At 31.0% G+C, this 14162-nt stretch carries 16 protein-coding genes; 10 read left to right on the plus strand and 6 right to left on the minus strand.

Translation table 11 applies throughout. The features are described from left to right. Positions 1-27: 27 nt before the first annotated feature. Positions 28-345, minus strand: coding sequence for a thioredoxin (trxA, locus tag VCM48_RS12910; RefSeq protein WP_028892415.1), 318 nt, complete (start codon positions 343-345; stop codon positions 28-30). Positions 346-663: 318 nt separating this feature from the next. On the opposite strand from trxA, the gene metK reads away from it, so the two are divergent. After that, the gene (gene metK, locus VCM48_RS12915; RefSeq protein ID WP_482270766.1) at positions 664-1917 is read left to right on the plus strand and encodes a methionine adenosyltransferase; all 1254 of its coding nucleotides are present in this window, start codon (positions 664-666) and stop codon (positions 1915-1917) included. Between the two features lie 247 nt (positions 1918-2164). Beyond that, positions 2165-2929, plus strand: a complete 765-nt coding sequence (locus tag VCM48_RS12920; RefSeq protein WP_482270767.1) for a hypothetical protein — start codon at positions 2165-2167, stop codon at positions 2927-2929. 52 nt (positions 2930-2981) lie between these two features. Here the strand turns inward: VCM48_RS12920 and sppA are convergent, their stop codons facing one another. Together sppA and VCM48_RS12930 are read right to left on the minus strand one after the other, a co-directional pair. Next, the gene (sppA, locus tag VCM48_RS12925) at positions 2982-4727 is read right to left on the minus strand and encodes a signal peptide peptidase SppA (protein WP_482270768.1); all 1746 of its coding nucleotides are present in this window, start codon (positions 4725-4727) and stop codon (positions 2982-2984) included. Between the two features lie 67 nt (positions 4728-4794). Then, a complete protein-coding gene (locus VCM48_RS12930) occupies positions 4795-5229 on the minus strand; it encodes a DUF6146 family protein (protein WP_482270769.1) in 435 nt (144 codons plus the stop codon). A 99-nt stretch (positions 5230-5328) separates the two neighbouring features. Between VCM48_RS12930 and VCM48_RS12935 the strand changes: the two genes are divergently transcribed. The 3 genes from VCM48_RS12935 to VCM48_RS12945 all read left to right on the plus strand — a co-directional run bounded on the left by VCM48_RS12935 (position 5329) and on the right by VCM48_RS12945 (position 8978). Beyond that, positions 5329-5889: a DNA-3-methyladenine glycosylase I gene (locus VCM48_RS12935; protein WP_274639136.1), complete on the plus strand. Its 561-nt coding sequence runs from the start codon at positions 5329-5331 to the stop codon at positions 5887-5889. A gap of 46 nt (positions 5890-5935) precedes the next feature. After that, complete coding sequence (locus VCM48_RS12940) at positions 5936-7969, plus strand: dipeptidyl-peptidase 3 family protein (RefSeq protein ID WP_482270770.1); 2034 nt, start codon at positions 5936-5938, stop codon at positions 7967-7969. Between the two features lie 88 nt (positions 7970-8057). Next, positions 8058-8978: an ion channel gene (locus VCM48_RS12945; RefSeq protein WP_482270771.1), complete on the plus strand. Its 921-nt coding sequence runs from the start codon at positions 8058-8060 to the stop codon at positions 8976-8978. Between the two features lie 2 nt (positions 8979-8980). On the opposite strand, the gene VCM48_RS12950 is transcribed toward VCM48_RS12945, so the two are convergent. Continuing rightward, positions 8981-9193: a hypothetical protein gene (locus VCM48_RS12950; RefSeq protein ID WP_237270910.1), complete on the minus strand. Its 213-nt coding sequence runs from the start codon at positions 9191-9193 to the stop codon at positions 8981-8983. Positions 9194-9232: 39 nt separating this feature from the next. Between VCM48_RS12950 and VCM48_RS12955 the strand changes: the two genes are divergently transcribed. From VCM48_RS12955 to VCM48_RS12965, 3 genes are read left to right on the plus strand one after another with little or no spacing between them, the layout of a single operon-like run. Next, complete coding sequence (locus VCM48_RS12955) at positions 9233-9964, plus strand: SDR family NAD(P)-dependent oxidoreductase (RefSeq protein WP_482270772.1); 732 nt, start codon at positions 9233-9235, stop codon at positions 9962-9964. Beyond that, on the plus strand, positions 9964-10644 hold the full coding sequence (locus VCM48_RS12960) for an HAD family hydrolase (RefSeq protein ID WP_482270773.1): 681 nt from the start codon (positions 9964-9966) through the stop codon (positions 10642-10644). The genes VCM48_RS12955 and VCM48_RS12960 overlap by 1 nt, the downstream gene beginning before the upstream one ends. 10 nt (positions 10645-10654) lie before the next feature. Beyond that, positions 10655-11041 (plus strand): pyrophosphohydrolase domain-containing protein, encoded by a 387-nt coding sequence (locus VCM48_RS12965; RefSeq protein ID WP_482270774.1) that lies wholly within the window; start codon positions 10655-10657, stop codon positions 11039-11041. Between the two features lie 45 nt (positions 11042-11086). On the opposite strand, the gene VCM48_RS12970 is transcribed toward VCM48_RS12965, so the two are convergent. Both VCM48_RS12970 and VCM48_RS12975 read right to left on the minus strand, forming a co-directional pair. After that, complete coding sequence (locus tag VCM48_RS12970) at positions 11087-11989, minus strand: TlpA family protein disulfide reductase (protein WP_482270775.1); 903 nt, start codon at positions 11987-11989, stop codon at positions 11087-11089. A 67-nt stretch (positions 11990-12056) separates the two neighbouring features. After that, on the minus strand, positions 12057-13106 hold the full coding sequence (locus tag VCM48_RS12975; RefSeq protein WP_482270776.1) for a branched-chain amino acid aminotransferase: 1050 nt from the start codon (positions 13104-13106) through the stop codon (positions 12057-12059). A 120-nt stretch (positions 13107-13226) separates the two neighbouring features. On the opposite strand from VCM48_RS12975, the gene VCM48_RS12980 reads away from it, so the two are divergent. Further along, positions 13227-13739, plus strand: a complete 513-nt coding sequence (locus VCM48_RS12980) for a DUF4920 domain-containing protein (RefSeq protein WP_482270777.1) — start codon at positions 13227-13229, stop codon at positions 13737-13739. After that, positions 13739-14158, plus strand: a complete 420-nt coding sequence (locus VCM48_RS12985) for a hypothetical protein (protein WP_274639144.1) — start codon at positions 13739-13741, stop codon at positions 14156-14158. The genes VCM48_RS12980 and VCM48_RS12985 overlap by 1 nt, the downstream gene beginning before the upstream one ends. Positions 14159-14162: the final 4 nt, after the last annotated feature.

Below are 14162 nucleotides of genomic sequence, written 5' to 3' on the forward strand. Positions count from 1 at the left end.
ATATCAAATTAAAATACTATTTATATATTATAAAGCAGCATCAATTTTATCAGTATATGCTTTTTTAGGAGCGGCACCTACTTGTTTGTCAACAACTTCACCATTCTTGAAAATTAATACAGTAGGGATGTTTCTTACACCGTATTTAGCAGCAAACTCTTGATTTGCATCTACATCTACCTTACCAACTACAGCTTTACCGTCGTATTCATTACTAATTTCATCAACGATAGGAGATACCATTCTACAAGGTCCACACCAAGCTGCCCAAAAATCTACTAATACTGGTTTGTCAGATTTTAATACTACTTCTTCAAAAGAAGCATCTGTAATTTCTAATGCCATTTTATTTATGTTTTTATCTAAGTTACTTTCTTATTTGTACAGTACAAATGTAAACAAATATTTTACCAATACAATTTTACAAAAATTACTTTTTATTATCATAATATCAATACTTTCTATTTACTTGTAAGTTTGTTTTTAAGTGTGTAAAATAATCTATAACTTTGCCGAATATTTTTGAGGAAAAATTTGACTGATTGCAACCTCATGGAACAAGAGTTCAGAATAAAAAATGCTAAAGCAGTAATTTTCTACTCCTTTTAGCGACTCAGCAATCCAAGTTTTTTCTTTATAGTTAAATTTTAAAAAGAAGTATTTATGTCATATTTTTTTACTTCGGAAAGTGTTTCTGAAGGACATCCAGATAAGGTAGCAGATCAAATATCTGATGCTTTAATAGACAATTTTTTAGCTTTTGATTCAGATTCTAAAGTAGCATGTGAAACATTGGTAACAACGGGACAAGTAGTATTAGCTGGGGAGGTGAAGTCTTCTACTTATTTAGATGTTCAAAAAATTGCTCGTGAAGTAATTAACAAAATTGGATATACTAAAGGTGAATATATGTTCGATGGAAATTCTTGTGGAGTGTTATCTGCAATTCATGAACAGTCAGATGATATTAGTCGTGGAGTAGATAGAGAATCTAGAGAAGAGCAAGGTGCTGGAGACCAAGGAATGATGTTTGGGTATGCGACAAACGAAACTGAGCATTATATGCCATTAGCGTTAGACTTATCACATATAATTTTAAAAGAATTAGCAGCGATACGTAGAGAAAATAAGGAAATTACTTATTTACGTCCAGATGCTAAGAGTCAGGTAACAATTGAATATTCTGATGATAATGTGCCGCAACGTATTGAAGCAATCGTTGTTTCTACACAGCACGATGATTTTGCTGATGACGAAACTATGTTAGCAAAAATTAGAAAAGATATTGTAGAGATTTTAATTCCTAGAGTTAAAGCACAATTAACTCCAGAAATTCAAGCATTGTTTAATGATGATATCAAGTATCATATCAATCCAACAGGAAAGTTTGTAATTGGAGGACCACACGGAGATACTGGGTTAACAGGTCGTAAAATTATTGTAGATACCTATGGAGGAAAAGGAGCACATGGTGGTGGAGCTTTTTCAGGAAAAGATCCAAGTAAGGTAGATCGTTCTGCTGCATACGCAACACGTCATATAGCTAAGAATTTAGTGGCTGCTGGAGTTGCTGATGAGGTACTAGTTCAAGTATCATATGCAATTGGGGTAGTGGAGCCAATGGGGATCTTTGTGGATACTTACGGAACATCAAAAGTTGACTTAACTGACGGAGAGATTGCTCAAAAAGTTTCTGAAATTTTTGACATGCGTCCACACGCTATTGAAGATCGTTTAAAGTTACGTAATCCAATGTATAGCGAAACAGCAGCTTATGGACATATGGGAAGAACTAATGAAGTAGTTTCTAAAACGTTTACGCAGCCGAATGGTGAAAGTGTAACCTTAGATGTTGAATTGTTTACTTGGGAAAAATTAGATTATGTTTCTAAAGTAAAAGAGAATTTCGGTTTGTAAGAAATAATACAAAATATAATTTGAAAATACCTGTAATTTTTATTGCAGGTATTTTTTTATACAGTTATTTTTGTATGAAATTTAAAAACAATATAAACCGAACTTGTTTTTATATTTTTCAAATTGCTAAAAATTGCTGTTTTTTCGTTTACTCATTTTTATTGTCTTAAAGGACTTTATGTATGTAAGGGGAGGTGCTTAGTTTTTGCTTGAATAATAAAAATGAGTTCATTAAAAATTACAAAAAATGAAAAAATTAAAGTATGTTTTTGCAATTGGATTAGGAATGGCATTATTAACCTCATGTAGTAGCTCTGCTTCTGATGATTTTGATGAAATCAACGGGGAAGCTAAAAAGAAAAGATTAAAAAGTATTGCTGCCACTAACCAAGAAAGCGAAACAATTACTACTCAGTTTATGTATAATGCTGAAAAGGAATTAGTAAGCGTTTCTGGAACAAACGGAACAGATGCTACTTTAATAAACTATAACAATGATGGGAATACTATCAAAGTAACTGCAGATAGCGATCCATCAGAAAGTCTTTCAATAGAAGAGTTGTATCAATCACCATATAATATTTATGACACAGGAATAACATTAGAATATGATTCTAACAAAAATCCTAGTAAAGTTTTATTTCAAGTAGAGGTTTATGACTGGGAAACTGAAATGAATGTTATTGAAAGTTATACAGCTGAAATGTTTTATGACAATAAGCCAAATATGTATTTTTCTACTTTAGAGGCCGCAGGAGTTATAGAGATTTTAGATGGGGTTGATGTTAGTTTCGGTGTAAACCCTCAAGCTTCAGAAATAATAAAAGCTAGGAAATTATTACCATTAAATAACGTAACGAAAATTATTTATAAAGATGCAGATGATAAAGTTGTAGGTACCTTAACAATAGATTATACTTATGATTCAGATGGTTACCCATTAACGGGAAAAGGATTAGCAGTTGGTGGAGAGGAGTCAATTGCTATAAACACAACTTATAGTTATGAGTAAATTAAACTATTAAAACTAAAAAGCCTCGACATTGTCGAGGCTTTTTAGTTTTTTACTTCATTTGAAATATAAAGGGTATTCTAGCTTGAATTCCTTTTAGGTTTTTCATTTTGTGAATATTATAGTATAATTGGTAGTTCTCATCACCCAAAGTTTCTTTAAGTATTTCTTCTTTTGAAGCTTTCATAAATGGAGAGAACTTTAGAGTTTCTTTTAAATCAGTTTTGTAATTAGGATAATTACGAACTTTGTAGTTTTCAAGTTCTGCTAATTCAGCAGCAGCTTTAATTGCGTCATTTAATCCCCCTAATTGATCTACTAAGCCATTTTTAATAGACTCTTTACCAGTCCAAACTCTTCCTTGTGCTATTTCATTAACTTGTTCAAAGGTCATATTACGTCCAGCTGAAACACGGTTTACAAATGTAGTGTACATCTCCTCAATTCCTTCTTTTGTAACATCGTAAAACTTCTTATTCATTGGTTCAAAAACACTGTAAGAAGGACTGTTGTTGGTTGAAACTTGTTCTGCGTTAATACCTATTTTATCTGTAAATTGACTAAAGTTAGGAATTGCTCCAAAAACTCCAATAGATCCAGTAATTGTAGTTGGTTCTGCAAAAATTTTGCTTGCGTTACAAGCAATGTAATAACCTCCAGAAGCAGCATAATTCCCCATAGAAACAACTATAGGTTTTTCTTTTTTAGTAAGTTCTAATTCGCGCCATATTAGTTCAGAAGCTAATGCATTACCTCCAGGAGAGTTTACACGTAGTACAATAGCTTTTACATTAGTATCTTTTCTAGCTTTTCTAATGGCTTTATTAATAATTCCTTGACCGATAAAATCTTTACTACCTTCTCCGTAAATAATGTCTCCTTGTGCATAGATTACGGCAATTTTATCTTTAGCGGTTGAAGAAATCCTTCCTTTACCAGAGCTAATATAGTCTTCAATAGAAATTGTATTTACTTTTTTATCAGAACCCATAGCCAACTTTTCTTTGTACTCATCTTCGTAAATAGAAGCATCAATTAAGTTGTTTTCTTTAGCTACGGTAACGTTTCTTCCATTATAATTATCGGCAATAAGATTTAGTTTTTCAATAGAAATGTTTCTACTTTTACTAATGTCATCTGTAATTTCTGACCAAATAGATTTTAAAAATGAAGTAGTTTGTTCACGATTAGCTTCACTCATTTCATTTTCTAAAAATGGCTCTACAGCACTTTTATATTTTCCGTGGCGAACAACTTCCATTTTAATCCCATACTTATCTTCAAAATCTTTAAAATATAAAATTTCGGTAGATAAACCTCTAAAATCAATAACACCAATAGGGTTTAAAAATAAACTATCAGCAACAGAACTTAGGTAGTAATTTTTTTGAGTATAAATATCATTGTAGGCATATACAAATTTTCCACTCTCTTTAAACTCTTCAATTTTGTTTCGTATAGCTTGTATTTGTGCAATACCAGCATTTATAAAAGGTGTTTTAATACTTATTCCTTTTATTTTATCATCTGTTTTTGCATTTTCAATAGCATTTATAATCTTGTTTAAAGCTAACTTTTCATCTGTTAATTCTAAAGCTTCTGCAATAGGGTTGTTTTCTTTTGGAGCATAATCTTTAATAGGAGTTGATAAATCTAATTCTAAAACCGAGTTTGATTTTACAACAACTTTTTCTTCAGCTCCAACGATAGAAGCTATAGCAAAAAAGAATACAAAAAGTAAAAAAATGGCAATAAAAAAGCCAAGAATAGAGGCAAGTAAATTTCTTAAAAACTTCATGTTGTATGGTTAATTTTTTTGAGCAAATATACAGTTTTTAGAAAGACGCCTTTTTACTAAGATTTTGCTAGTTCCAGCGATTTATTCCTACACCTAAATTCATGCGATATTTTCGTTGTGCGAACTCAAAATAATTAAAAAGTTTATAGTTTACCTCATAACCATAATCAACGTGTGGACTATAATCAATTATATTTTCATAAATGTTTGAATTAAACTGTAGAGGATTTCTAGCTCGATAATTCCATGTATTTACATAAAGGCGGTTTTTATTTTCGAGATATTGTTGTGAATAAAAGCCTTCTGGTTTAGCAATACTGTTTAAATAGGTAGTAAAACCAGGGTCTATAATTATAATTTCATATTCTAAACTATCATTAGCAATTACAACAGGTTCCTCTTTTTGTTGAGTGTTTGAAGCATTTTTTATAGGAGTAGAACTACAAGACCATAACAAAATTCCGATAATGCTAAGAAATATAATGCGTTGTAAGGTTTTCATAATCAGTATGATTTGTAATTATAAAAGTGCAAAAATTATTCCATTTTTAATTGATTTTTAACTTGTTTAACAGTAATTTTCTGCATTAAATAATAGAAAATGAAGAAAAGGTGTTTTTGGGTTAGTGATGACCCATTATATATTGAGTATCATGATAATGAATGGGGGGTACCCGTATATGATGATGATAAATTGTTTGAGTTTTTAATATTAGAAACCTTTCAAGCAGGTTTAAGTTGGATTACGATTTTAAAGAAAAGAGAAAACTTTAGAAAGGCGTTTGATAATTTCGACTACAAAAAAATAGCAAAATACTCTGAAGATAAATATGAAGAGTTGCTTCAAGATGCAGGGATTATAAGGAATAAATTAAAGATAAAAGCTACAATAACTAATGCACAATTGTTTATAAAAGTGCAAGAGGAGTTTGGGTCGTTCTCAAAATATATTTGGGATTTTACAAACGGTAAACCAATAACAAATAAGTTTGAAAAGAAAGAAGAGGTTCCGGCTACCACAGAGCTTTCTGACGCTATTTCAAAAGATTTAAAAAAGCGAGGATTTAAGTTTGTTGGCTCAACTGTAATTTATGCGCATATGCAAGCAACAGGAATGGTAAATGACCATACAACGGACTGTTTTAGATACCATGAAGTTTAAATTTCGTAATTTTAGCATTCAAAAAAATAAATTAAAAACTATATAAATGAAACTAAAACAAATGCTTTGTGTATTTGCAGCAGCAGGAGTATTAACTTCTTGTGGTGTAGATGCAAAAAAAGAGCCTAAAGTAGTAGAAAAAAAGGCAAAAGAGTTTGAGTATGTTGTTGAGCAATTTGCTGATATAAAAGTATTACGCTATCAAATTCCAGGGTTTGATGAGTTAACACTAAAAGAAAAGAAGTTAGTGTACTATTTAACTCAGGCTGGTTTATCTGGACGTGACATTATGTGGGATCAAAACTACCGTCATAACCTTGAAATTAGAGCAGCTTTAGAAAACATCAATAGTAACTTTAAAGGAGATAAAGAAAGCGAAGATTTTAAAGCGTTTACAACTTATTTAAAAAGAGTATGGTTTTCAAACGGAATCCATCATCATTATTCTAACGATAAGTTAAAGCCTACGTTTTCTAAAGAATACTTAGAAACGTTATTAAAAGAAACTAATACTGAGTTATCTGCTGAAGCATTAGACGTTATTTTCAATGATAAAGATGTTAAAAAAGTAAACAAAAAAGCAGGAGTAGATAATGTATTAGCATCAGCAGTAAATTTTTACGGAGCTGATATTACTAGTAAAGATGTAGAAGAGTTTTATGCGAAAGCTGATAAAGGACCAGAAGGGCAACCAATTGAGGCTGGATTAAATTCTAAATTAGTTCGTGAAGATGGAAAGCTAGTTGAAAAAGTGTGGAAGTCTGGTGGAATGTACGGACAAGCAATCGATAAAATTATTTATTGGTTAGAAAAAGCAAAAGAAGTAGCAGAAAACGAAAAGCAAGCCAGAACATTAGAGTTGTTAATCCAATACTATAAAACAGGAGATTTACATACTTGGGATGAATATGCAATTGCTTGGGTAGAATCTACAGAAGGAAACATTGATTGGATTAATGGTTTTATTGAAGTTTATAATGATCCTAAAGGGTATAGAGGTTCGTACGAAACAATCGTACAAATCAAAGACTTTGATATGTCTAAAAAAATGAAAGTATTATCGGATAACGCACAGTGGTTTGAAGATAATTCTCCGTTAGATCCAAGTCACAAAAAGAAAGATGTTGTAGGAGTTTCATATAAAACAGTAAATGTTGCAGGTGAAGCAGGAGATGCGTCGCCAAGTACTCCAATTGGAGTGAATTTACCAAACAATAACTGGATTCGTCAACAACACGGTTCTAAATCAGTATCGTTAGGAAATATTATAGGTTCATATAATAATGCTGGAGGAACTGGACGTTTAAAAGAATTTGCTAACGATCAAGAAGAAATCGATTTAGAAATTAAGTATGGTAAGTTAGCAGATAAATTACACACAGCATTACACGAGGTGATTGGACATGCTTCAGGTGTAATTAATGAAGGAATTGGGCAGCCAAAAGAAACTTTAAAAAATTATGCTTCTACAATGGAAGAGGGTAGAGCAGATTTAGTTGGGCTGTATTATTTAATGGATCCTAAATTACAAGAATTAGGATTAGTTGATGACTGGCAAAAAGTTGGTAAAGCTGCTTATGACGGGTATATCAGAAATGGATTAATGACTCAGTTAATCAGAATTAACTTAGGAGATGATATTGAAGAAGACCACATGGTAAACCGTCAATGGGTTTCAGCTTGGGCTTTTGAGCAAGGAGCAAAAGATAATGTAATTGAAAAAGTTACCAGAGATGGAAAAACTTTTTATAATATCAACGATTATGAGAAACTTCGTGAGATATTTGGACGTTTATTAAAAGAAGCGCAAAGAATTAAATCAGAAGGAGATTTTGAAGCGGCAAAAGCATTAGTAGAAGGTTACGGAGTAAAAGTAGATCAAGATATTCATAAAGAAGTTTTAGATCGTAATGCACAGTTTACATCTGCTCCTTACAGCGGATTTGTAAATCCTGTATTAGAGCCAGTAACAGATGCTGATGGAAACATCACTGATATTAAAATCAAGCAACCAGAAACTTTTGAAGAGCAAATGAACTTCTATGCTAAAAACTATAACTTCTTACCAGTAAAAAACTAAGAAATTAAGTTTTAAAATAGTTGAAAATATCAAAACCGATTCTGATTAGAATCGGTTTTGTATTTTTAGAGAGATTAATAAAAGATAAATGGCAAAAAAAGTAAAAGATCCTGGTTTAGGTTATAGCTCCAGTAGTAATGCTCAAAGAATAATAAATGCAGATGGTAGTTCTAATGTTGTTCATGCAAACAGAAGGTTTGGAGCTGATGACTTGTATGCTTTTTTTATAGAATTACCGTGGTGGCAATTTTTTGTATTTATCCTCATTGGGTATTCGCTATTGAATATTCTTTTTGCATTTGTATATGTGTTTATTGGGATAGAACAAATAACACCTTCAAAAGGCAATTTTTTGGACGATCTTTTAAATGGATTTTTCTTTAGTGCACAAACCCTAACAACAGTAGGGTATGGAGGAATCGCTCCTAAAGGTATTGCAGCAAATGTTATTGCAGCTTTTGAGGCAATGATTGGTTTGTTAAGTTTTTCTTTTATTACAGGATTGTTATATGGGCGTTTTTCAAAAGCAAAAGCATCTATCCGTTTTAGTGAAAATTTAATTTTAAGAGATTTTAAAGAAGGAAGAGCATTAATGTTTAGGTTAATGAATCGTCGTAAAACAGTAATGATAGAGCCTGAAATAACAGTAACCTTATCACTATCTGAAAAAAAAATGAATGGAGAATACAAACGACAATTTTATGAGCTCAAACTGGAAAGAAGTAAAATTATGTATTTGCCTACCGTATGGACAGTTGTACATGAAATAGATGAGAAAAGTCCGTTACATAAATATTCAAACAAAGAAATAAGTGAATTAAACGGAGTTCTTTATGTTTTAATGCAATATCATGAAGAATCTTTTGGGCAAAAAGTATATCAAATTACTTCGTACAATTTCTCTTCTCTTGAAGTAGATGTGAAGTATACATCATCATTTTATTTCGATGAAGAAGGTAATACTGTATTAGACCACTCAAAATTAAGTGAAATATCAAAAATGAATTAGAATTACCTTGTTAGTAGTTTTGATAAGAATAATAATGCAATTACTACTGCAATTCCTATTGCCACATAAATAGCTGCATTTTGATAATATTTCTTATTGTTTTTAGCATCCTTTTTGTAGCTAAAAAACATCAAAATAATAAAAGCTATTACAAATAAACTAGCAAAAATGATTCTGCCCGTAGTAAACATTTTAGCAGCAATAAGTATAAACATAAAATTGTATTTTTAGCAAAGTTAAAGAATGATTTTAGAATGAAGAAAACTAAAACAGCAATTATTTTTGGAGGTACTTCAGGTATTGGAAAAGGGCTTGTAGAAAAACTAATACAAGAAAATTATATTGTAGCGGTAACAGGTAGAAGGTTCGAAAAACTAGAAGAGCTGAAGAAAAAACATCCAAGTCAAGTACTCATTAAGCAAAATGATATACAGCAAGTAGATGAGGTTGAAAAAGTGTTTAATGAGATAGTAGAAGAATTAGGAGAAGTTCATTTAGTGATACAGTCTTCAGGAGTTGGTTTTGTAAACCCAAAGTTGAACTGGGATAAACAAGAACAAACCATAAACACGAATGTTTTAGGAGTAACAAAACTATATGCTTTAGCTTATAAATTATTTAAAAAACAAGGTTTTGGTCATTTAGTGGGAATCTCATCTATAGCATCTATTAGAGGAAATAGAGCAGCTCCAGATTATTTCTCATCAAAAGCGTATCAAAAAGCATATTTAGAGAGCCTGTATATTAAAACAAAATCGATCAAAACAAAGAAAGTGTTTATTACGGATGTACGTCCAGGATTTGTGGATACAGCAATGGCGTTAGGCGATGGTATTTTTTGGATGGTACCTCTAGAAAAAGCGGTTAATCAAATATATTCAGCAATAAAACGAAAAAAACGAGTAGCTTATATCTCAAAAAGATGGAGCTTGATAGCTTGGGTGCTAAAAGTTGTGCCAGCAAGAGTTTTAAAAATGGCAACATAATGAAGAAAGAAAACTTAATAGTGTTTGATATTGATGATACATTAACTAAAAGTGAAAACCATCATCAAGAAGCATATGTAGAAGCAATGAAAAGTTTTGGGATAACTAAGGTTAATCAAGACTGGAAAAGCTATGAGAATGTGACTGATAGTTATATTTTAAAAAAGAATTACGAAGTTAATTTTAATTCAACGTTTAATTTTTCTTTCATTCCTGAGTTTGAGGAAAAAATGACAGAATTATTATTGTCCTTCACAAAAACAGAAGAGATACAAGGAGCGGGAGAAATAGTTGATTTCTTTATGAAAGAAACCGATTATGCTATTTGTTTTGCAACGGGATCTTTATTAAAACCAGCGCTGATTAAATTAGAACAAGCAAATATAAATTTTGTACCAAATTTAGTAGAAGCCTCAAATAATTTGTTTACAAGAGAAGAAATAGTAAACTCAGCAATTAACAAAGCAAGAGACTATTTTCAAGTTCAAGAATTTAAAAATATTATTTCGGTAGGGGATGGTATTTGGGATTTAAGAACTGCCAAAAACTTAGGAGTAAATTTCCTAGGAATTAGAAATAAAAATCTATCAGACTTTAAACAAGAAGGGATTAAGAGTCATATTGAAGATTGGACGAGATTTAATTTTCAAAAAGTAAAAACAGAGTTACAAATCATATAAGTTATAAGAAATGAAAAAAAGAATTGAAGCAGTACATGAATTTCATTCAGCATTTGGGTTAGGAATAAAAAATGAGCCAACAGCGAATATTGGAGAAGAACGAAACTTACTTCGTTTTAATTTAATGAAAGAAGAAAATGAAGAGTATTTAGAGGCTGCTCAAAATAATGATTTGGTTGAGGTAGCAGATGCTTTAGGAGATATGCTGTATATTTTATGTGGAACTATAATAGAACATGGAATGCAACATAAAATTGAAGAAGTATTCAATGAAATTCAACGAAGTAATATGAGCAAGTTAGGGGAAGATGGTAAGCCTATTTATCGTGAAGATGGAAAAGTGTTGAAAGGACCTAATTACTTTAAGCCAAACATTAAAGAAATTTTAAATAAATAAAAAAAGCTCCTCATTGAGGAGCTTTTTTACATTTTGTTTTTCTATTTATTTACCCATAATTCTTTCTAATTCTGATGTTAATGTTTTTACATTACTAACCATTTTAATAATAATACCATTAGCATCTACAATTAAATGAGTAGGATATTGTTTTACTTTTAGTTTTTTGGCCATATAATCCTTTTGTTCAGGAATAGTTGGATATTTAAACTCTTTAGTTTCTAAAAACTCAACAAGCTCATCTTTTTTATCAAAAGCCAAACTAACAAACTCTATTTTATCATCTTTGTACTTGTCTACAAGTTCATTTAATTGAGGAAACTCTTCAACACATACTTTACAAGTAATAAACCAACATTTAATTACTAACAATTTTCCTTTTGTATCCGCTTTATTGTGTGCTTTACCTTTTAAATCAACAAAATTGTAATCAGGAAGTTTTTTACCCTCCATTTTAAAATACTGATGTGCTATTGAAGCTTTACTAACAATTGATTTCTTAATTTTTTCGTCTGCAGAATTATCAATACCTGTAAGTTGATATTGTACTTTACCATCTTTTTCAGATTTAACAGGGATGTAAGCACCAGTACGAAGCAAGGTTAAAAAGATTCCTTTTTCCATAACAGCTCCCTCATCATCTAAAGGAATAAAAGTAGACATTAAATCAATGTTTTCCTTTGTGTAAGATTCCCAGTTGTCAAAACTTTTCTGAATATTTTCAGTGTCAATTGAACCTGAGTTAGCTGAAGATTCATTAACAGTTAAGTTTTCTACAGGAGCTTCCTCTTCTTCCTCAGAAGAAGTTTCTACAGGAGCAGTAACCTCACTACTTTGAGCTATGATATTATTTTCATTTTCTAATGAATCAGAATAAAAATCTAATCCAAAAAATGAAATAGCAAAACCAACTCCTATCGATAATAAAGCAGGTATAATATTTCTCATTTCTTTAGAATTTTTTGTTAAAATAACCTAATTCTGTTTACTAATATAGCTTTTTTAAATGAAATGATTAAATTTTAACTCTCCAGTTATGCTTGTCCTCTAATTTGTTGTACTGAATATTAAGTAGTTTTTCTTTAAAGAAAGAAGCATAAGAATCACTTATTTCAGGTAGTTCAAAAGAATCATTTTGATGTTTAAAACCTTTTATAGGGTTAATTACAGCAGCAGTACCAGAACCAAAAATTTCTTTTAGCTCCCCTTTTTTTGCTGCTTCTTTAATTTCAGCAACCGACACTCTTCTTACTTCAGTGTCTATATCATAATCTTTAGCAAGCTGAATGATTGATTTACGAGTAACTCCATCTAAAATGCGATCATTAGTTGGGGCAGTTACAAGTTTGTCTCCTATTCTAAAAAAGATATTCATAGTACCAGCTTCTTCAAGATACTCATGTGTATTAGCATCTGTCCAAACAATTTGTTGATACCCTTCTTTATGTGCTAAACTGGTAGGATAAAATTGTGCTGCATAGTTACCAGCAGCTTTTGCGAATCCAACACCTCCATCAGCAGAACGACTATACTTTTCAGCAAAAAGAACACGAACCTCACCAGCGTAATATGCTTGAGCAGGCGAACAAATAATAATAAACTTGTATTCCTCAGCAGGAGAAGCAGCGATTGCACCTTCAGAAGCAATAATAAATGGACGGATATATAATGAGTTTCCAATACCCTTTTTAATCCAAGCATTGTCTAACTCAAGAAGTTTTTTTAACCCTTCAAAAAATACATTTTCAGGAACTGGAGGCATCGCTAAGCGAGCGCCAGATTTATTAATTCTATGAAAGTTTTCATCTGGACGAAATAAAAACACATCATCATTATCATCCTTGTAAGCTTTCATTCCTTCAAAAACAGCTTGTCCGTAATGAAAAACTCTAGCCGAAGGTTCGAAAGATAAAGGCCCGTAAGGCATAATCTTTGGTGTTTTCCATTCTCCGTCGGCAAAATCACAGACTAACATATGGTCAGTAAAAGTGCGACCAAATGCTAAGTTGTTAAAATCTATCTTATCTATTTTTGACTCTTTTATAAGCTCAATATCAATATTCATTGTGTTGTTGTTTTTAGAAGTGCCACGAAGATACGAAATCTAGTGGTATATTTTAAGTTTAGCACCTTGCTAGAAGAAATATAAGTATATTTGTTGAATGTTAATTTTAAAATTTTGAAAATGAAAAGACTACTAGTTTTTGCTATGGTTTTGAGCATAGCATTTATTTCTTGTAAGGTTGAAAAAAAGAATGAAAAACCTGATGTAAACAATGCTAAAGAACAAAAAGTAGAATATGCATCATTTGGAGAAGAAATTTCAGATGCAGATGCTATTTCTGCTGAAGAAATGCGAACTAAATTCAAAAATTTAAAAAAAGGAGATACCCTAAACATAAAATTCACTTCAACAATTAATGAGGTATGTAAGAAAAAGGGATGTTGGATGAAGTTAGATTTGGGTGAAAAACAAGAATCAATGGTACGTTTTAAAGATTACGGTTTTTTTATGCCTTTAAATGCAGATAATAAAGAGGTGATAGTAAATGGTAAAGCTTTTGTTACTGAGATTTCTGTAGATGAATTACAACATTATGCCAAAGACGCTGGAAAATCGGAAGAAGAAATAGCAAAAATTACAGAACCAAAATATACCTATGCTTTTGAGGCAGATGGAGTATTAATGAAGAAATAATGAAACAATTAATTATTGTTTTATTGATGTCTTTGGCGCTTTTTTCTTGTAAAGAGAAAAAGGAAGAACAAAAAGAAGAACTTATTATGTATCAATCTTCAGAAATGGCAGCTTTAATGAATGCTATGTATGAAGGAAATATGACAATTAAGAATAAGATTCTAGAAGGAGAATCAATAGGTGAATTTCCTGAAAATTACTTGAATATTCACTCTGCAGTTTTAACTGATCCAGCAGATAGGAATGTAAGTTTTGAAGCTTTTTCAAAACAGTATATTCAAAATTTACAGCAAGTGTATTCGGGATCAAAAGATTCTTTAAAACAAAATTTTAACCAAGCAGTAAACAGTTGTATTGCTTGTCATAAAACAACTTGCACAGGACCAATACCAAGAATTAAAAAGTTACTGATTAAATAGTTTA

It is taken from the genome of Tenacibaculum sp. DPLXC6 (assembly GCF_056815515.1).